This window comes from Terrabacter lapilli (assembly GCF_039531305.1).
Classification (GTDB): domain Bacteria; phylum Actinomycetota; class Actinomycetes; order Actinomycetales; family Dermatophilaceae; genus Terrabacter; species Terrabacter lapilli.
In genome coordinates this window covers 331,244-349,894 of sequence record NZ_BAAAPU010000003.1, presented here as the reverse complement: position 1 = coordinate 349,894, position 18,651 = coordinate 331,244, and the positions used below count along the sequence as shown (strand labels likewise).

At 71.9% G+C, this 18,651-nt stretch carries 17 protein-coding genes and 1 pseudogene; 8 read left to right on the top strand and 10 right to left on the bottom strand.

From position 1 onward, the window contains the following. Window positions 1–151 precede the first annotated feature (151 nt). The 3 genes from ABD241_RS02950 to ABD241_RS02940 are packed head-to-tail and all read right to left on the bottom strand — an operon-like array spanning window position 152 to window position 2,700. Window positions 152–325 carry a hypothetical protein gene (locus ABD241_RS02950; protein WP_344058268.1) on the bottom strand — a complete coding sequence of 58 codons (174 nt, stop codon included), beginning with the start codon at window positions 323–325 and terminating at the stop codon, window positions 152–154. Between the two features lie 25 nt (window positions 326–350). After that, window positions 351–1,130, bottom strand: coding sequence for a fumarylacetoacetate hydrolase family protein (locus tag ABD241_RS02945; protein ID WP_344058266.1), 780 nt, complete (start codon window positions 1,128–1,130; stop codon window positions 351–353). A gap of 34 nt (window positions 1,131–1,164) precedes the next feature. Then, the gene (locus tag ABD241_RS02940) at window positions 1,165–2,700 is read right to left on the bottom strand and encodes a phospholipase D family protein (RefSeq protein ID WP_344058264.1); all 1,536 of its coding nucleotides are present in this window, start codon (window positions 2,698–2,700) and stop codon (window positions 1,165–1,167) included. Window positions 2,701–2,908: 208 nt separating this feature from the next. On the opposite strand from ABD241_RS02940, the gene ABD241_RS02935 reads away from it, so the two are divergent. Beyond that, window positions 2,909–3,781, top strand: coding sequence for a 3-methyladenine DNA glycosylase (locus tag ABD241_RS02935; RefSeq protein ID WP_344059500.1), 873 nt, complete (start codon window positions 2,909–2,911; stop codon window positions 3,779–3,781). Between the two features lie 143 nt (window positions 3,782–3,924). Here the strand turns inward: ABD241_RS02935 and ABD241_RS02930 are convergent, their stop codons facing one another. Then, entirely contained in the window at window positions 3,925–5,256 is a 1,332-nt protein-coding gene (locus tag ABD241_RS02930) for a PAS domain-containing protein (protein ID WP_344059498.1), read from the bottom strand. Between the two features lie 929 nt (window positions 5,257–6,185). On the opposite strand from ABD241_RS02930, the gene ABD241_RS02925 reads away from it, so the two are divergent. Next, a complete protein-coding gene (locus tag ABD241_RS02925) occupies window positions 6,186–6,884 on the top strand; it encodes an SDR family oxidoreductase (protein ID WP_344058262.1) in 699 nt (232 codons plus the stop codon). Between the two features lie 140 nt (window positions 6,885–7,024). Here the strand turns inward: ABD241_RS02925 and ABD241_RS02920 are convergent, their stop codons facing one another. Together ABD241_RS02920 and ABD241_RS20730 are read right to left on the bottom strand one after the other, a co-directional pair. Next, window positions 7,025–7,672: an aldo/keto reductase gene (locus ABD241_RS02920; protein ID WP_486388855.1), complete on the bottom strand. Its 648-nt coding sequence runs from the start codon at window positions 7,670–7,672 to the stop codon at window positions 7,025–7,027. Between the two features lie 82 nt (window positions 7,673–7,754). Further along, window positions 7,755–8,009: pseudogene (locus tag ABD241_RS20730) on the bottom strand (aldo/keto reductase); the annotation flags it as partial. 277 nt (window positions 8,010–8,286) lie between these two features. On the opposite strand from ABD241_RS20730, the gene ABD241_RS02915 reads away from it, so the two are divergent. Together ABD241_RS02915 and ABD241_RS02910 are read left to right on the top strand one after the other, a co-directional pair. Beyond that, window positions 8,287–8,490: a hypothetical protein gene (locus ABD241_RS02915; RefSeq protein ID WP_344058260.1), complete on the top strand. Its 204-nt coding sequence runs from the start codon at window positions 8,287–8,289 to the stop codon at window positions 8,488–8,490. A gap of 129 nt (window positions 8,491–8,619) precedes the next feature. Then, complete coding sequence (locus ABD241_RS02910; RefSeq protein ID WP_344058258.1) at window positions 8,620–9,369, top strand: class I SAM-dependent DNA methyltransferase; 750 nt, start codon at window positions 8,620–8,622, stop codon at window positions 9,367–9,369. A gap of 182 nt (window positions 9,370–9,551) precedes the next feature. On the opposite strand, the gene ABD241_RS02905 is transcribed toward ABD241_RS02910, so the two are convergent. From ABD241_RS02905 to ABD241_RS02895, 3 genes are all read right to left on the bottom strand, one after another. After that, window positions 9,552–10,832, bottom strand: a complete 1,281-nt coding sequence (locus ABD241_RS02905) for an RNA polymerase sigma factor (RefSeq protein WP_344059496.1) — start codon at window positions 10,830–10,832, stop codon at window positions 9,552–9,554. A gap of 32 nt (window positions 10,833–10,864) precedes the next feature. Continuing rightward, window positions 10,865–11,221, bottom strand: a complete 357-nt coding sequence (locus ABD241_RS02900) for a YciI family protein (RefSeq protein ID WP_344058256.1) — start codon at window positions 11,219–11,221, stop codon at window positions 10,865–10,867. 751 nt (window positions 11,222–11,972) lie between these two features. Then, entirely contained in the window at window positions 11,973–12,530 is a 558-nt protein-coding gene (locus ABD241_RS02895; RefSeq protein WP_344058254.1) for a TetR family transcriptional regulator, read from the bottom strand. Window positions 12,531–12,649: 119 nt separating this feature from the next. Here ABD241_RS02895 and bioB point away from each other — a divergent pair, with 119 nt between their 5' ends. Genes bioB through bioD form a run of 4 tightly spaced genes read left to right on the top strand, consistent with a single transcriptional unit; the run spans window position 12,650 to window position 17,054 of the window. Then, entirely contained in the window at window positions 12,650–13,732 is a 1,083-nt protein-coding gene (gene bioB / locus ABD241_RS02890; RefSeq protein WP_344058252.1) for a biotin synthase BioB, read from the top strand. After that, window positions 13,725–15,065, top strand: coding sequence for an adenosylmethionine--8-amino-7-oxononanoate transaminase (bioA, locus tag ABD241_RS02885; RefSeq protein ID WP_344058250.1), 1,341 nt, complete (start codon window positions 13,725–13,727; stop codon window positions 15,063–15,065). Before bioB ends, bioA begins: the two co-directional genes overlap by 8 nt. Beyond that, window positions 15,062–16,357, top strand: a complete 1,296-nt coding sequence (locus ABD241_RS02880) for an 8-amino-7-oxononanoate synthase (RefSeq protein WP_344058248.1) — start codon at window positions 15,062–15,064, stop codon at window positions 16,355–16,357. The genes bioA and ABD241_RS02880 overlap by 4 nt, the downstream gene beginning before the upstream one ends. After that, entirely contained in the window at window positions 16,350–17,054 is a 705-nt protein-coding gene (gene bioD / locus ABD241_RS02875; RefSeq protein ID WP_344058246.1) for a dethiobiotin synthase, read from the top strand. The genes ABD241_RS02880 and bioD overlap by 8 nt, the downstream gene beginning before the upstream one ends. On the opposite strand, the gene cimA is transcribed toward bioD, so the two are convergent. Further along, a complete protein-coding gene (cimA, locus tag ABD241_RS02870; protein WP_344058244.1) occupies window positions 17,033–18,613 on the bottom strand; it encodes a citramalate synthase in 1,581 nt (526 codons plus the stop codon). The genes bioD and cimA overlap by 22 nt on opposite strands. Window positions 18,614–18,651: the final 38 nt, after the last annotated feature.

Here is an 18,651-nt window from a genome sequence, read left to right as displayed (position 1 = left end):
AGACGGCATACCGGTGCTGGTGCTGTTGTCGCTCATGGTGCGCCCCAGCCTAGTGGGCGCCTTCGTGGGCGCTCCGCGGCGGCCGGGACGCGACGACGCCGCCCGGCCGCGTGGCGGGGCGACGTCGTCGGCAGGCGGGGCGCGCCGAGGGTCAGCGCTGCACTGAGCCGGGAGGGCCCTCGATGTCGTCGTGCTTGGCGTCGTAGGAGGTGTCCTCGTCGGGGCCCTGGTCGGGCGCGCCGGGCCGCGCGTGGCGACCGACGTAGCCCGTCTCCTGCGTCGTGTCAGGGGCTTCGGCGGCGGTGTTCGTGTCGTCGTTGCTCATGACTCGACCCTAGCGGCGGCCGGGCTCAGCGGCGGACGAAGGTGTTGGTGAGCGAGCCGATGCCGGAGATGTCGACGGTGACCTGCTGCCCCGCCTCCACGAGGCCGACGCCCGCGGGTGTGCCGGTGAGGATGACGTCGCCGGGCAGGAGCGTGAAGGCCGCCGACGCGTACTCGATGATCGCGGAGATGCCGTGGACCATGTCGGCGGTCGTGCCGTCCTGCTTGACCTCGCCGTCGAGCGTCGTGACGATCGCGAGGTCTGCCGGGTCGAGCTCGGTCTCGACCCAGGGGCCCAGCGGGCAGCTAGTGTCGAAGCCCTTGGCCCGGGCCCACTGGCCGTCGCTGCGCTGCCAGTCGCGCGCCGTGACGTCGTTGGCGATCGTGTAGCCGTAGATGCACTCGGCGGCGTTCTCGGCCTTGACGCCCTTGGTGATGGTCTTGATGACGACCGCCAGCTCGCCCTCGTAGGAGACCTCGCTGCTCCCCGCGGGCAGCACCACCGGGTCGAACGGGCCGACGACGGAGGTGTTGGGCTTGAAGAACATCATCGGCTCGGCCGGCGCCTCACCGCCCATCTCCTTGGCGTGGTCGGCGTAGTTCTTGCCGATCGCCACGATCTTCGAGCGCGGGATGACCGGCGCCAGCAGGCGCACGTCCTCGAGCATGACGGGCGGCTGCCCGCTGGGCTGGAGCCCGACGTAGAGGGGGTCTCCGGCGAGCGGCGTGATGACCTCGCTGCCGGGGTCGCCCTGGACGATGCCGTATGCCTGGTCGTCCCCGGTCGTGTACCTCGCGATGCGCACGCGCCCCACCCTACGACGGAGGCCTGCTGCAGGGTCAGAAGGTCCGGCGCAGGCGCAGGTCCAGCGGACGCCCGTCGGGGTCGTAGACGAAACGGTAGAGCGGGTCCGCCCACAGCCGGGTGAGCCGGCTCTGCTCGGGCCGGTCGACGGGGCGCAGCCGACCCGCGGGCCGAGGTGAACCGGCCGGGGCGCGGTGCCAGCGGGCCAGGGCCTCGGCGCCCGCGGCATACGCGTCGAAGTGGTCCTCGAGCGCGAGATCCGTGTCGGTGCCGAGGTGCTCCCGCGCGAGCTCCTGGCGCAGGTCCCGCGCGAAGGCCGGGTGGGCGACGGCGGCCGACAGCTCCGAGTCGTGGGTCCACGACCGCCGGTTGAAGTTGTCCGAGCCCACGGTCACCCACTGGTCGTCGACGACGCAGACCTTGGCGTGGACGTAGACCGGTGTGCCGTCGGCGTTCTCGATGCCGTAGGCCGCGACACGGCCCGGCGCCGCGGCGTGCAGCCGCTCGAGCAGCCTGGCCCGGCTCACGAGGTTCGGGGCGTGGCTGAGGGTGCCGTCCTGGTCGGGCTGGTGCGGCAGGACGGCGACGAAGCGCAGGTCCGGCGCGCGGCGGAGGGCCGCGAGGATCAGTGCCGTCACCTCGGAGGACCAGAGGTACTGGTCCTCCAGGTAGATCAGGTGCCGGGCGTTGGCGAAGGCCTTGGCGTAGGCGCGCGCGACGCTCCGCTCGCCCCGGGGTGCGAACGGGTAGCCGCCGAGGCGGTGGCCGTAGGTGCGGAGCAGCTGGACCGGGTGCGGGCCGGTCGGCGCCGGATCCGGCTGCTGCGGGGGCAGCGGGCGACGGGGCGGGCGGTCGCCCCGCACCTTGTCGAGAGTGCGGCGGATCGGTGACCGGCTCAGGGCCTGGGGGTCGTCCCACCGCTCCCGGAAGACTGTCTCGACATCGCCCACCACGGGCCCGGTCAGCGCGAGCTGGACGTCGTGCCAGGGCGGCCGGGGACCGTAGACCTTGGCCATGCTCTGTGGCTGCGGGTCCCCGGCGTGGGTCGAGTCGTCACGGCGGCTGTGGCACAGGTCGATCCCGCCGAGGAAGGCGATGTCGCGCTCGGGCCGGCCGGGGTGGCGCAGCACGACGAACTTCTGGTGGTGCGAGCCGCCGAGGCGCACCCGCATGTCGAGGACGCACTCGCCGCCGGCGGCGTTGATGTCCTCGCCGAGGTGCCGGTTCTCGTCGGCGGAGAAGGCGAGCTTGTCCCAGTGCGAGCGCCAGACCAGGCCACGGACGTCGACGCCTCGACGGGCGGCCTCGGCGAAGAGCGAGGCGACCTCGCTGCCGGGCTCGCCGGTCAACCGCTCGTCGGGGTCACCGCGCCAGTCGACGAAGAGCAGCAGGTCGCCTCGGCCCATCTGCGGGACGCGTTCGGCCAGGGCGGAGAAGTAGGCCTTGCCGTGGATCAGCGGCGTGACGAGGTTGCCCTCGGTCCAGGCCCGCCCGTCGGCGTGACGGCGGTCGAGCCGCGTCGACGGGTTGCCCCTCTCGTGGGCGCTGAGGTACCACTCGGCGGGGAGCACGGGACCGAGCGTATGCCGTGCGGCCCCGCCGTGGTCGTCTCGCGGGCCGGCGTTCGTGGTGGCGGCGCTCGTGGCGGCGTTCGCGGCGGCGTTGGCGGCGTTGGCGGCGGCGGCGTTGGCGGCGGCGGCGTTGGCGGCGGCGGCGTTCGCGCCAGCGGAAGATTGCGGGACGGCTGCGCTCCTCGCCTACCCTCGTCGGGTGCACGTGATGGGTGAGGCCGAGTGGCGGGAGCGGACGGCGACGCACGAGGCGCGGGTCGACTCCGCGACTGCCGCCCATCTGGCCCGACGACGTGACCATCGCAAGCAGCCGGTGGAGGACTTCCTCTTCACCTACTACTCCTTCAAGCCGGCGCAGCTGCGTCGCTGGCACCCGGGGGCCGGGACGGCGCTGAGCGGCGCTGACACGGCGCCGCACTCCGGCTGGCGGTTCTACGCGGTCGCCGGCGGCCGGGTCTTCGTCGACGTGGACGCGTTCCTGTCCGCGCGCGGCGACACGCTCCGGTTCGTCCGCGAGCTGCTGGTGCGCACGGCCGGGCGGCCGGCGCGCTTCGGCTGCTTCGGCCTGCACGAGTGGGCGATGGTCTACCGGCTCGATGCCTCGGACGTGCGGCACTCCGGCTGGCCGCTACGGCTCGGCGCCTCGGGCACCGACGCGGTGGTCGAGAGCCACCAGGTGGCGTGCTCGCACTTCGACGCCTTCCGGTTCTTCACGCCGGACGCGGCGCCTCGCAACGCGCTGAGGCCGACGCGCGAGAGCCAGCCGGACCTCGAGCAGCCTGGCTGCCTGCACGCCGGGATGGACCTCTACAAGTGGGCGCACAAGCTCGTGCCGGTGGTTCCGAGCGAGCTCGTCATGGACTGCTTCGAGCTGGCCCGCGACATCCGGTCCCTCGACATGCGAGCCGCGCCCTACGACCTGCGCGAGCTCGGCTACGAACCGGTGCGGATCGAGACGCCCGAAGGGAAGGCGCAGTATGCCGCCGAGCAGCGCGCCTTCGCCCGACGCGGTCAGGTGCTGCGAGAACGCTTGATCACTGCCTGCGACGAGATCATGCAATCGGCTCGAGAATCGACCTGATCGCGCAACGCGGCACGTCCGGACGTTTGGGGCCAGCGCTTCGGGCCGACGAGGGGCTGACAGAAGTCTCAGGCGGGACATGCTGTGCCCGCAGTTGCGTCGCGCCGGGCCACACCGTCCCGACGCTCGTGGCGCGTGCGACGCTAGGAGAGCTGACTCAACCCGTCCAGAGCCGTCTGCAGGTACCTCTTGGACTCCTCGACGCGAGCCTGCAGGTCGTCCCCGGAGCGCGCAGCGGCGTCCAGAAGCATCGCTGCCGCAAAGAGCTCCTGGAGGACGGACGCGTGAAGGCGGTCCTCGATGGCCTGCCGCTCCTGCAGGGCTGCGTATGCCGACCGGGCCGCGATGAGCTCCTCGCCGGCCTTCATGGCGTCGGTGATGTCGCAGGCGTACGCGAAGGCGCCGATCACCTCGCCGTCGTCGATTCGTGGCACGTAGCGAACCTGGAAGTGGTGCTCCTGCCCGTCCGGGCTCTTCTGACACCGGTGGAACGACTGGGTCCTGCCGCGCAGGACGCCCGCGGCGTACGCCTCGTGCACCAGGAGGAAGTCCTCGCTGACGATCTGCTCCAGGCGCCGGCCTGTCGCTCTCGTGATGCCCCACTTGGCCAGGACCGCCTTCGCGGCCCGGTTGGCGTAGCGAAGCGATCGTGTCCGGTCCCATACCGTGACGACGACCGGCAGCTGGTCCAGCAGCGCGAAGACCTCGGCCTCGAGACCCGCTGCCCGGTCACCCGCCCCCGGACGGGGGTACGCCTGCGCGGACGAGGCGGACAACAGCCGCCCGTCCGAGTCTTGCCGGTCGACGGACAAGGGAGAGGTCGAGACCGTGCTCGGCGCCGTGGTCGACACCGTGGTCGACACCGTGGTCGAGGCCATGCCGTCCTCCGAGGCCGGGGGCGGCGCCCGGGTGCCCTCGCGGAGCCGGCGGGTGCAGCTGCGCAGCTCCTCAGCCAGCCGGTGGAGGTGGGCTTCCGGATCGTCACCAGGGCTCGGCGCCTGCAGCTGGTCCAAGGCCCGGCGGAGCCGGCACATCACTTCGCTGCCGGCGGCCACCATGAGCCGGTGCCGCTCGGTGAGCCGGGCGGCACGCAGGCTGTCGCGGGCGACCTCCGCTTGCGCGTTCAGCTCCTCGGTGATGTCGACCAGCACGACCGCGACGCCGATGACCCCCGCGTCGACGCGGACCGGGACGCAGATGGTGCGGTAGTGCCGCAGCGCACCCTCGCCGTCAAACATCGCCCGTTCCCGCTCAGAGCCGACGCCCTCCAGGGCGTTCAAGAACCGGGAGCGCACGAGCCTCGCGGTATGGGTCCCGAGAACGTCCACGAGCGGAACTCCCCGCAGCCCCTCGGCCGAACGCCCGAGCGCCGCCGCAGCAGCCGCGTTCGCGAAGAGGCACCGTTCGTCGCGATCCCAGAACGCGACCAGCTCGGGGAGGCTGTCCAGAACCGCTACCAAGCTCGCGCCGTCCATCCCCTCGAACGAACCGACCGGTTCCACCATGACGCCTCCACTGCTTGCTTTCAGCGTCCGTCGTGCCGGACCACGTCCGACCTTCGAGTCGCAACCCGATCGTTGCATGACCGGGACCGGGAGGGTGGCCCTTCACGTGTGACCGGCGCTGAGCGTGCGCGAGGGGCGGAACGCCCTCACTCGCTGCGCCAGCCTGTCGCGCGGCCGCGGGACATCGGCACGAACGCTCGGCGGCAGGTCCGGTGAACGTCCTTGGCGGTGCCCAGCAGTGGTCGGAGTGGCGTACCGAGGACAGGAGCTGAAGTGACGTCCCGCGCCACTGCGCCGAACAACGGGCTCGCCATGTTCGGGAGCGGAGGACGGGCTGGGGGGAGCCCTGCTTCATAGCCGCAGTGTCGACAGCTTGGCGGCACGGTGGGATTGGCCCTGGCGATGGCCTACGACCGGCGCCAACGCCACCCTGGACGCGCCTCTGACCTCGACGAGCGGCGCGCCCGGGAGGCGCGAGCTCGTAGCGACGGCAACACCGGCCATGGTCACTCGCCCGGCGATAGCGGACCCTTCATCCAGGTCCGACGCGCCTTTGGCCGCCCACTGCAAGCAGGAACGCAGGGTCAGTAGCGGAGACGCTCGAGCGAGACGAACCGCGTGACGTGCACATCGGGGCATGGTCGGACGTTCGTCCCGCGAGCGGCATGGTCTGGACGTCCGCGTCCCCGGTACGGCCACAGCTGAAGCCCCGCGCGTTCCGAGTGGTGATCGGGTTCGGCAGACGATTCCGGCGACGCGTGCCAGCATCCGCAAGAAGTGACCGCCGACGTCGAGGGGGCGGTGTCGGATTCGGGACCGAGCCCTTCGCGGCATGGGGGCGCCCTCGACCCCGGATGTGCGTCCGTCCGGTTTGTGCCCCTGTACGCAAGACTCGCTCCATGACATCAGGGCACGCACTGGTCGTCGGAGCCACCAGCGAGATCGGCGCGGCGATCTCGCGCAGACTGGTCGACAACGGCTACTTCGTCACCGGCTGGGGAAGATCTCGGACCCGACTGGCCGGCTTGGCTGGGCGGAATGCGCACCGTGTCAGCACAGACGTCGTTGACGTGCGTGACGACGCTGCCGTCGTCAGGGCCCTGCAGCCGCTCGACGAAACATCCGTCGGACCATTGCGGGTCGTTGTCTACGCCGTGGGTCTCTTCGACTGGGCGCCCGCCGACGAGGCTGACCCGGAAACGTGGGGCGACCTCATCGACACCAACCTGACTGCTGCCGCGCGGCTCACTCCTCGCGTCCTCACGCGCCTGCGCCGGTCCACCCCGAGCACGTTGGTCTACGTCGGCTCGGGAGCGGCGCACCGAGTCTTCCCGAACAACGCGGCATACGTGGCAAGCAAGCACGGGTTGGCCGCCCTGGCCGCGGCGACATTCCTGGACGTCAAGCGACACGGAGTGCGGGTGAGCCTGGTGTCACCCGGTCTGGTCGCCGCCGGAGGCGGCCTGGCCTCCCGGGAAGGGCAGGAACGGCCCGAAGAGCTCCTCCAGCCCGAAGACGTCGCCGACTGCGTCGACTTCGTCGTGCGGTTCCCCGGCCACGGATGTCCGGTCGTGATCGATCTGCAGCCCCTGATCTGAACCTGGGTCGAAGCCGACCAACCCTGATGCGCCCGGTCCGCGGTCAGACCCGGCAGATGCGGGCCGACGCGGCACTTTCGTGCGTTTGCACCGGTGATCCGCCTCCCAGCCTTGCAGCGAGCTGGCCAGGACGCCGCCGTCTATGCGAGCTCATCGGCTGCGGTGTCGAGGCGGGTGATCTGTGAGTCGTCCAGTGTGATGGCCGGCGCTGCCAGGAGGTCGTGGAGCTGCGCGCCGGAGGTGGCAGAGGTCAACGGTGCCGTGACGGTCGGTTGGTGCATCAGCCACGCCAGGGCGATGGTGGCGGCCTGGACGTGATGCTCGTGAGCGATCGCGTCGATGGTGTCGAGCAGGCGGAGTCCCTCGGGGGTGAGCAGAGGTCGGACCCCGGCTCCCCTGGCTCGGTCCTCGGTATCGGCCTCGGTGCGGTACTTGCCCGACAGGAATCCGCCGCCGAGTGCACGGTAGGGAAGCACCGCGAGACCGGCCTCGCTCGCAAGCGGCGCGAACTCCGTCTCGAACGGTTGCCGATGGACCAGGCTGTAGTGCGGTTGGAGCGCCACTGGTGCGGCGAGGCCGTTGCGGCTAGCCGTGTCGATCCACTCGAGGACCGCATCGGCGGTGAAGTTCGACAGTCCGATGGCCCGGATCTTGCCGGCGCGGACCAAGGCGTCGAACGCTGCCGCACTCTCCTCGATCGGCGTCCGGTCGTCCTGGTAGTGCGCGAAGTACAGGTCGATGTAGTCGGTGCCCAGTCGACGCAGCGACTCGTCGGCTGCGGCGGTCACGGTGGTCGCGGACAGTCCCTCGAAAGCGGTGGTTGCCGCCCTTTGTCGACACGACTACCTGGTCGCGGTTCTTCCGTTGCCGCATCCAGTCGCCAAGGATCGCCTCTGATGCTCCGTCGGAGTAGGTGTCGGCGGTGTCGATCAGTACGCCTCCGGCTTCGGCGAAAGCGTCGAGGACCCGGTGGGATGCGGCGGCGTCGGTCGTGCGGCCGAACGTGTTGCCCCCCAGCCCCACCGGCACTGCGAGGTCCTCACCCCACCGGTGTGCCGGTGTGAGGTCGATGGGGCGGGTCAGGGCTCCGGGTCCGGTCACGAGTGTCCTCCTTGACGAGTTCATGGAGATCAAACCAAGCAGAGGGCGCCGACAGCAGACGATCGTCGGAGCGGCGGGCCCAGATGGCGCCATGAGCGGACCTCGATCCGTCGCCACCGAAATGGTCGGCAAGGTTTCAGCCACAGCTACACGTCCGGGACAGCTCGTGTCGGGCTGACGTGTGGATCGGCGCGGTGGCCTTGGGCTTGAGCATCCTCGCGTGGCTCCCCATTCTCGGCCCAACGTCACGGAGTCGGCAGCTGGAGGCCTGAACGTCATCACGCCAGGCTTGCCCAGCGCGATGACGAAGGACGAGTGTGAGCACTACGTCGACGACGTGGGAGGCAAGGTGCTGGGGATGAGCCAGGCCTACGCGCCGGCGATGAAGCCGGGGCACGGGTGCGAGGTGTTCTCGCTCTTTCGTCGCAGCGGGCTTCTGCCCGGCGAGTACCTCGATCGGCAGTTCGACAACGGGCGCGAGCATCAGTCGAGTCAGTCCGACTGACGGCCACTCCCACGCCTTGAGGAAGGCCCTTGGGAACTGTCCCACCGGTTTCTACCCGTGCTCGGTGTGGGTGTTTCGAGGCCCACATATCTCGTTGCGGGGCGCCGAGCTTCACTCCACCCTGTGGGGGTGACGTCCAGCGACCTGTACGACGAGACCGATGCCCAGCGATACGACGAAGACAACGTCAGCGTCTCGACGCCCGAGGTGCTGAATCCGATGCTCGATGTGCTGGCGGAACTGGCGCACGCGGGCAAAGTGCTCGAGTTCGCTTCGGGCACAGGACGCATCACGGTCCCGCTCGTGAATCGTGGCCTTGACGTCGCCGGCATCGAGTTGTCCCCGCACATGACGGCAAAGCTTCGCGAGAAGATGCCACCTGGGCGCCTGCCAGTGGTGGTCGGTGACATGGCAACGGCCACCGCACCGGACGTGGGCAACTACTCGTTGGTCTTCCTCGTCTTCAACACCATCTCAAATCTGCGGACCCAGGCCGAACAGGTCGCCTGCTTCCGCAACGCGGCACGCCACCTTCGCCCGGGTGGCCGCTTCCTCATCGAGCTGTGGGTTCCCCAGCTACAGCGCATGGCACCTGACCTGCACCTGGCCCCCGTTCAGTTCGAAACCAACGGGCACCTCGTGTTCGACACCTACGACCTGGCCTCCCAGGAGTGCATGTCGCACCACTACCGTCCGCAACCTGACGGGTCCGTGCGCTACGGCAGCGGCAGGTTCCGCTACCTCTGGGCGCCAGAGTGTGACCTGATGGCGCAACTGGCCGGGCTTGAGCTTGAGTCACGGTGGGCCGACTGGAGCCGGTCGCCCTTCACCTCGGCCAGCCCGAGCCACGTGTCGATCTGGCGCAAGCCCGAGCACTGAACCGGACCCGCTCAGCCCGGTACGGCAGCCCGGGCAGGTCGGACTTCCCGGGCGAATCAAACCCACGACAAGCGTGCGCGGTGCGCTGATCCGAACAATGAACGGTCAAGTGGCACGTAGGCCCAGAGAGGCCTTCTTGTTCATCGTTGCGGCGGCGGTGGCGGCGGCCGAGCCCGCCGTCCTCAGCCGGGCGCGGGCTCTGCGCCGGCGGCGCGGCTGACCTCGGCCAGGCGCTGCTCCAGGAAGGCGCGCTCCGCGGCGTTCGCCGTGAGCTCCATCGCGCGCCGGTACGACTGAGCTGCGCCGGCGGCGTCGCCGAGACGGCGCAGCAGGTCGGCGCGGGTGGCGGGAAGGTAGGGGTACTCGGCGAGCCGGGGATCGGTCGCCAGCTCGTCGAGGAGCGGCAGGGCGGCGGCCGGACCGTCGGCGAACGCCACGGCGGCGGCCCGGTTGAGCGCGACCACCGGGGTGTTCCACACCGCCAGCAGCCGGTCGTAGAGGTGCACGACGCGCGGCCAGTCGGTCTGCTCCAAGGACGGCGCCACCGCGTGCACGCCGGCGATCGCCGCCTGCAGGGTGAACCGCCCCGGTGGGCCGGACGCCAGCGCCCCGGCCGTCACCGTGAGCCCCTCCAGAATCGCGCGCTGGTCCCAGCGCGTCCGGTCCTGGTCGGCGAGCAGGAGCAGCCGGCCGTGCTCGTCGGTCCGGGTGGCCCGGCGCGCGTCGGTCAGGAGCAGCAGGCCCAGCAGGCCGCGGGTCTCGGCCTGCTCGGGGAGCAGCGCGGCGAGGGTGCGCGCGAGGTGCAGGGCCCGGTCGCAGAGCTCCTCACGGACGAGCGAGTTCCCCTCGACGGCCGTGTGGCCGGTGCTGAAGAGCAGGTGGACGGCGGTGAGCACGCTGTCCAGGCGCTCGGGCAGCTCCGCCCGGCCCGGAACCCGGTAGGGGATCCGCGCTTCGGAGATCTTCTTCTTGGCCCGGGTGATCCGTGCCGCCATCGTCGGCTCGGACACCAGGAAGGCCCGGGCGACGTCGGGCGTGGGAACGCCGCAGACCAGGCGCAGGGTGAGGGCGACGCGGGCCTCTGGGGCGAGGGTGGGGTGGCAGCAGGTGAACACCAGTCGGAGCCGGTCGTCCGGCACCGCGGCGTCGGGCGAGTCCAGATCGGCCGGGTCGTGCGGATCGACGGTCGCCGGCTCCACGAGCAGCGGCAGCTTGCGCCGGAGCGTGACCTCGCGACGCAACCGGTCCAGCGCCTTGTTCCGAGCCGCCGTGGTCAGCCACGCGCCGGGCCGCTCGGGGACGCCGTCCCGGGTCCAGGCCTGCAGCGCGCTGACGTACGCCTCCTGCGCGCACTCCTCCGCGACGTCCAGGTCGCCCGCGACGCGCACCGTGGCGGACAGCACGAAGGCCCACTCGGAGCGGTGGGCCTGCGCCAGCGCGGCAGCGACCGCGTCCGCCTGCATGGCGGACACGGTCGGCTCGTCGCTGGGAGCGATCAGAACGGGTTCGTCGTCGGGTCCACGACCGGGCGAACCTCGACGCCGCCGCCGGGGGCCGGGCACAGCTTGGCGATCTCGACGGCGTGGTCGAGATCGCGCGCTTCGACGACGTAGAAGCCGCCGAGGGCCTCCTTGGTCTCGACGAACGGGCCGTCCGTCACCGTGCCTCCACCCTTGACCGTGGTGGCCGTCGTCGTGGGCGCGAGCGCCTCACCGCCCGCGAGGGACCCACCGAGTTCGAAGACCTGCTTGGTGAACGTGCTGTGCGCGTCGACCAGCGCGCCCCACGCCTCGGGCGACATGTTCGCGTAGACGGTCGGGTCGTCGTAGATGAGGATCGCGTACTTGGCCATGGGACTGCCTCCTGCACTGGGTCGCGGGCCGGCCTGTCCGGCTCCGTCACTAGCGACGACGAACACTCTGCCGCCGGATCGACAGCCATCCCTGGATCTTCAGCAAGATTCTTCCGGCGCTGCCGCAGCCGTGCGTGCCAGAGTCCGCTTTGTGTGCTGAAGTGCACTTCAGCGGCCCCACCTGACCCTCCGTCTCGCGGCGGAGCGGCGCGACGGGATGCCGCCCGCCGACGCCTACATGCCGTCCTAGCCGGTCGTGCAGAGACGCTGTTGAGCGACCCGCGTTGACCGCTCGCTCATCGGCAGTCCGGTCCCTCGACACGCGAGCTGCGCCCGACGACCTGCGCGGGCTCGGCTGCGAACCGGTGCGGATCGACACGCCCGAAGGAAGGGCGCAGTACGCCGCCGAGCAGCGCGCCTTCTCCGTCCGCGGCCAGGAGCTGCGTGCCCGCCTGATCAGGGCGATCGACCAGGTCCCATCGCGCAGCTACGGGCCGACGAGGTGTAGGTGTGGCCCGTCGGTGTCCGCGTCACGACGGCCGTCGCCGCACCGGTTCTCCGGCGTGAGCAGGGCTCGTGCCCACCGCGCCGGGACGGTGCCGTATGCGGGTGGCTGCGCCGGCGTGTCCTAGCGCGAGCCGCACGTGCGCGGCGCCCTGCACCGGCGACTCCCGACGGGGCAACGCCACCTGTGCCGCGACCCCCGCCATCCCGGAGGGCGCCACAGCCCTCTGCCGCACTTCCGCAAGCCTCAGCGAGAGCGCACCAGGCCTCGCAGGATCACGGCCAGGCCGACCTCGAAGGCCTTGGCCTCGGCAGCGGCGTCCGGAGGGGGCAGGTCGGGGTCTGCAAGCGCGGCCAAGCGCCGGTTGTGCTGTCCTGCAACCGATCCCAGAATCTGGTGCACGACCAGCGCCGCCACCTCGTCGCGCTCCGACGCCGGGACCCCGACGTCGTGGACGAGACCGGCGAGGTCACGCAGCGCGCGGGTGGCGCCGGGCCGGACGGCATACGCCAGGCCGACGACGTCGGCCGCGTCGGGCACCTGCACGAGGGCGTCGCGAACCCCGACGGACAGGCCGGCGAGCGCCTCGGCGGGCGGCTGCCCGACAGGGGGCGGCGGGATCTCGGACAGCAGGGCGTCGGCCACGTGCACGAGGAGCTCCTGCTTGTTGGCCACGTGCCAGTAGAGGGCCCCCGGCGCCACACCGAGCTCGCGCGCGAGCCGCCGCATCGTCAGGTCGCCGAGGCCGTAGCGGCGCAGCAGGTCGACCGCGGTCGCGACGACCTGGTCCCGGCTGAGTGCCACTCCCGCTCCCACCCCTAGGGGCCCTTGTGGACCTCGTGTTGACAGCCGAGCGTATCGGCTCGGCATACTGAACGCTGTTCAGTTGAACACCGTTCAACACCTCTGCGCAAGGAGATGGCATGACGAGCCGGTTCGACGACCTCGCCGACGCGGTGCAGGCCGGGACGCCGGTCGGCGTGGAGGACGCGCTCGACGTCCTGCGCGCGAGCGACGACGAGCTGCTCGACGTCGTGGCGGCCGCAGCACGCCTGCGGCGCAAGCACTTCGGCAACACGGTGAAGGTCAACTACCTCGTCAACCTCAAGTCCGGGCTCTGTCCCGAGGACTGCCACTACTGCTCGCAGCGGCTGGGGTCGCAGGCGGACATCCTCACGTACACGTGGCTCAAGCCGGACGAGGCCATCGAGCAGGCGGCCGCCGGCCTGCGCGGCGGCGCGACCCGGATCTGCATGGTCTCCAGCGGCCGCGGACCGACCGACCGCGACGTCGAACGCGTCGCCGGGATGGTGGGCGCGCTCAAGGACGAGCACCCCGGCGTCGAGGTGTGCGCCTGCCTGGGCCTGCTCAAGGACGGCCAGGCCGAGCGCCTGCGCGCTGCGGGCGTCGACGCCTACAACCACAACGTCAACACGGCGGAGTCGCACCACGACGAGATCGTCACGAGCCACACGTACGCCGACCGCGTCGACACCGTGGAACGCGCGAAGGCAGCCGGGCTGTCGCCGTGCTCGGGACTCATCGCCGGGCTCGGCGAGAGCGACGAGCAGCTCGTCGAGGCGCTGTTCGCGCTGCGCGACCTGGGCTCCGACTCCATCCCCGTCAACTTCCTCATGCCCTTCGACGGGACGCCTCTCGAGGGCACGTGGGACCTCTCCCCCGGGCGCTGCCTGCGCATCCTCGCCATGGCCCGCTTCGTCTGCCCCGACAAGGAGATCCGCATCGCGGGAGGCCGGGAGATGCACCTGCGCTCGCTGCAGGGCCTCGCCCTCCACGTCGCCAACTCGATCTTCCTCGGCGACTACCTCACGTCCGAGGGCCAGGCGGCCGAGGCGGACCTCGAGCTCATCCGGGACAACGGCTTCGTCGTCCTCGGCGCCGCGGAGGGCCTGGGAGCCCCGGAAGAGGCGACGCGTCCCGTGACGACGCGTGACCCGGCCAAGCGCCGCCGCGGGGCCGGCACGGACCTTCCCGCCAATGCCTGACCCGGTCGGGTCGCCGCTCGCGGCCCGCGACCGCGGGCTCGTCTGGCACCCGTACGCGCCGCTCGACGGACCGCAGCCGTATGCCGTCGAGGGTGCCTCGGGCGTCCACCTGACCGTGACGGCCCCCGACGGTTCCCAGCACGAGGCCGTCGACGCGATGGCCTCGTGGTGGTGCGCCGTCCACGGCTACCGCAACCCCGTCCTCGACGCCGCCGCCCACGACCAGCTGGACCGCTTCAGCCACGTCATGTTCGGCGGCCTGACGCACGAGCCGGCCGTCAGCCTCGCCGAGCGCCTCACCGCGATCGCCCCCGGGCCCATGTCGCACGTCTTCTTCGCGGACTCCGGCTCGGTGTCGGTGGAGGTGGCCCTCAAGCTGTCGCTGCAGTACCAGGCGGCGCGCGGCCGGCCGCGCCGGCAACGCTTCCTGACGGTGCGTGGCGGCTACCACGGTGACACCTTCGCCGCCATGAGCGTGTGCGACCCGGTGGACGGCATGCACTCGGCCTTCCCCGGGGCGCTGGCACGCCAGGTCTTCGCCCCCCGGCCGCCGGGCGCACGCTTGCGCATGACGGTGCACGGCGAGCACCGTTGGGAGACGGACGAGCTCGCGCTCGAGGCCTGGGCCGACGAGGTGCGGACCCTCGCCGGAGCCCACACCGACGAGCTGGCCGCCGTCGTCGTGGAGCCGGTCCTCCAGGGTGCGGGCGGCATGCACGTCTACCACCCCGCCTGCCTGCGCGTGCTGCGCGAGGTCGCCGACGACCACGGGCTGCTCCTCGTCGTCGACGAGATCGCCACCGGCTTCGGGCGCACCGGTCGCCTCTTCGCCTCCGAGTGGGCTGACGTGGCCCCCGACGTCATGTGCGTGGGCAAGGCCCTCACGGGCGGATACCTCTCCCTCGCAGCGGTCCTCATGACGCGCCAGGTCGGGGAGGCGATCACCCGGTCCCAGTTCCGGGCCCTGCTCCACGGGCCCACGTTCATGGCCAACCCGCTGGCGTGTGCGGTCGCGAACGCCTCCGTGGAGCTCGTCGAGAGCAGCTGGAAGGAGGACGTCCCGCGCGTCGGGCGCGTCCTTGCCGAGCAGCTGGCCCCCGCTGCGGGCCTCTCCTGCGTGGCCGACGTCCGCACCCTCGGTGCGGTGGGCGTCGTCCAGCTCACCTCGGCCGTCGACGTCGGCCGCGTCACGGCGGCCGCCCTGCGCCGCGGGGTGTGGGTCCGCCCGTTCCGTGACCTCGTCTACACGATGCCGCCGTACGTCTGCGGTGACGACGACGTGCGAGTCATCGGGGAGGGCATCGTCGGGGCCGTCGCGGAGGTGCACGGGTGAGCGGCTGGGACGCCTGGCTCAGGGAGCGGGACGAGCTGCGCAGACAGCGGGGCATCGACCGCTTCGACGCGGTGCTGCGCCTCGGTGGGCCGGACGCCCGGAACCGGGATCCGATCGACCTCGCCTCCAACGACTACCTCGGCCTCTCGCGTGACCCGCGGATCGTGGTCGCGGCCCACGAGGCGCTCGCGCGCTACGGCGCCTCGGCCACCGCCAGCCGCCTCGTCACCGGCACGCTGCTGGTCCACCGCGACCTCGAGGCCTCGCTGTGCCGGCTCACCGGCCAGCCGGCCGCCCTGGCCTTCTCCACCGGGTATGCCGCCAACCTCGGCGCCCTGACGGCGCTCAGTGGGCGCGGCTCCCAGATCCTCCTCGACGCCCACGCCCACGCCTCGCTGCACGACGCGGCCCGCATGTCCCGCGTGCCCTATGCGACGTTCCCCCACAACGACGCCGCCGCGCTCGACCGTGAGCTCACCACCAGAGCCGGCCACCGGGTCGTCGTCGCGGTCGAGTCGATCTACTCGGTCCTCGGCGACGCCGCGCCCCTGCGCGAGCTGCTCGAGGTGTGCCACCGCCACGACGCCCTGCTCGTCGTCGACGAGGCCCACGGCATCGGTGTGGCAGGCCAGGGACGCGGGCTGGTCCACGAGCTGGGCCTGGCCGGCGCCCGGGACCTCGTCATCACGCTCACGCTCTCGAAGGCGCTCGGCTCGCAGGGCGGCGCCGTGCTCGGCTCGACCGCGATCCGGCACCACCTGGTCAACACCGCGCGCAGCTTCATCTTCGACACCGGCCTCGCTCCCGCCTCGGCCGCCGCCGCCTGCGCCGCCGCCGACCTCGTGGCCGACGACCCGTCGCTGGCCGCCGCCGTGAACTCCAACGCCAGGACCATCGCCGCCATCTGCGGGATCGAGCAGGCAGCCGGCGCGGTCCAGTCGCTCCCGATGCCCTCGCCCGAGGCGGCGCTCTCCGCGGCCCTCGACCTGCGCGCCGAGGGCGTGCTCGTCGGCTGCTTCCGGCCGCCGAGCGTGCCCGACGGCATCTCTCGTCTGCGCGTCACCGCGCGCGCCGACTTCTCGGGTCCTGCGCTCCATGAGGCAGCGCAGCTGGTGGCCCGCCGGGCCGGGGTGTTCGAGCCCGCGCGCGCGGCGGGTACCGTCGGGAGGCCGCGGGCAGGGGACGCTCCCTCCTCTGCCCGCGGCCTTGCGCCGACCGCGGTCTCCGAGAGCATTCCGAGCCCGCGGCCGCAGGCACCCCTGGCCGTCGTGCGACGCGTGGCCGATGACTAGCCGCCCCCTGCCCCACGTGGTCGTCGTCACCGGCACGGACACCGAGGTGGGCAAGACGGTCGTCACGGCGGCGGTCGTCGCGACGGTACGTGCCGCGGGACTGCGCGTGACGGCATACAAGCCCACCCAGACCGGGGTGGCGCCCGGGGAGCCGGGCGACATGGCCGAGGTCGCACGGTTGACCGGCGTGGCGACGTCGGAGGGCGTGCGGCTGCGTGCCCCGATGGCCCCACGGCCGGCGGCGGCCCTCGAGGACACGACTCTCCCGACCCTGGCCGATCACGTGGGAGCTGTCACCGACCTCGCGGCACACCACGACGTCGTCGTCGTCGAAGGCGCGGGCGGGCTGCTCGTGGAGCTGACCGAGGCTGCGGAGACCCTCGCCGACCTGGCGACGGCCCTGCCCGACGCGGGCGTCCTCGTGGTGGCGCGCAGCGCACTGGGCACCCTCAACCACACCATGCTGACGCGAGAAGCCTTGCGACACCGCGGTATTCGTCAACTCGGCGTGGTCGTCGGCGCGTGGCCGGACGAGCCGGGGATCATTGAGACGACGAACCGCGACTACCTCGGCGGGCTGCCGGAGGGTCTGCTCGGCGCGGTCCCCCTCGGGGCGCCGAGCCTGGACCCGGAGGCGTTCCGGGCGGCCGGGCCGACGTGGCTGCCGGGGGTGGCTCAGCGCCTCGGCACACCCTGACGGAGCAGCCCGTGGACGATGCCGTCGGTCAGCGCCCGCCATGACGCGGCGAGGATCGAGCCGGCGACCCCGATGGTGTCCCACGACGTCTCGCCGTCGGAGGTCTCGATGAGGACGCGGGTCACGGCGTCGGTGCCGTGGGAGGCGTCGAGGATGCGGACCTTGAAGTCGATGAGCTCGAGCTTCTCGATCTCGGGGTAGGCGCGGGCGAGCGCCTCGCGCAGGGCGTGGTCGAGGGCGTTGACCGGCCCGTTGCCCTCGCCGGTGGCGATGAGGCGCGCGCCCGCGGCGCGCAGCTTGACGGTCGCCTCGGAGGTGGCATCGCCCTCCCCCGACGAGTCGGTGATGACCCGCCAGGACTCGACCTCGAAGTAGTCGGTGCAGCCGGGGTCGAGCGCCTCGCGGAGCATCAGCTCGACCGTGGCGTCGGCGGCGTCGAAGGTCCAGCCGCGCAGCTCGAGCTCCTTGACCTCGGCAAGGACGGAGGCGACGAGGTCGGGGCGGTCGGAGACGTCGAGGCCCGCCTCCCGCGCCTTGAGCTCGATGCTCGCGCGGCCCGCCATGTCGGAGACCAGGGTGCGCATCCCGTTGCCCACGAGCGCGGGGTCGAGGTGCTGGTAGAGGTCCGGGTCGACCTTGAGGGCGCTCGCGTGGAGCCCCGCCTTGTGGGCGAAGGCGCTGGCCCCGACGTAGGGCTGCCGGCTGTAGGCGGGGACGTTGGTCACCTCGCTGATGGCGTGCGCGATGTGGGTGGCCAGGCGCAGAGCCTCTGGGTCGAGCGCGTCCAGGCCCAGCTTGAGCTGCAGGTTGGCCGCGACGGTGACGAGGTCGGCGTTGCCGGTGCGCTCGCCGTAGCCGTTGACCGTGCCCTGCACGTGGGTGGCTCCGGCGCGCACCGCGGCGACGGAGTTGGCTGCGGCGCACCCGGTGTCGTTGTGGCAGTGGGCCCCGATGCGAGCGCCGGTGGAGGCGATGACGTCGGCGACGACCTCCTCGACCTGGTGCGGGAGCATGCCGCCGTTCGTGTCGCAGAGCACCACGACCTCGGCGCCGGCGTCGTGCGCGGTGCGCACGACGGACAGGGCGTAGTCGCGGTCGAGGCGCCACCCGTCGAAGAAGTGCTCGCAGTCGACGAAGACCCGACGGCCCTGCCCCACGAGGTGGGTCACCGTGTCGTGCACCATCTCGAGGTTCTCGTCGAGCGTCGTGCGCAGGGCCCGCTCGACGTGTCCGGTGTGGGACTTGGCGACGAGGCACACGACCGAGGCGCCGGAGTCGACGAGGGCCTGCACGAGGGGGTCGCGCGCCGCGACGCCCCCCGCCCGCCGGGTGGCCCCGAAGGCGGCGAGCGTCGCGTGGCGCAGGTGCAGCTCGGCCCTGGCGCGCTCGAAGAACTCGGTGTCCTTCGGGTTGGCCCCGGGCCAGCCTCCCTCGATGAAGTCGACCCCGAGGTCGTCGAGCAGGCCGGCGATGGCGAGCTTGTCAGACACCGACAGGTTGAGGCCCTCCTGCTGGGCGCCGTCGCGCAGGGTGGTGTCGTAGACGTGCAGCGCTTCCATGACCTTCATTGTCCTCGATCTCGGGGATGGCTCCGGGT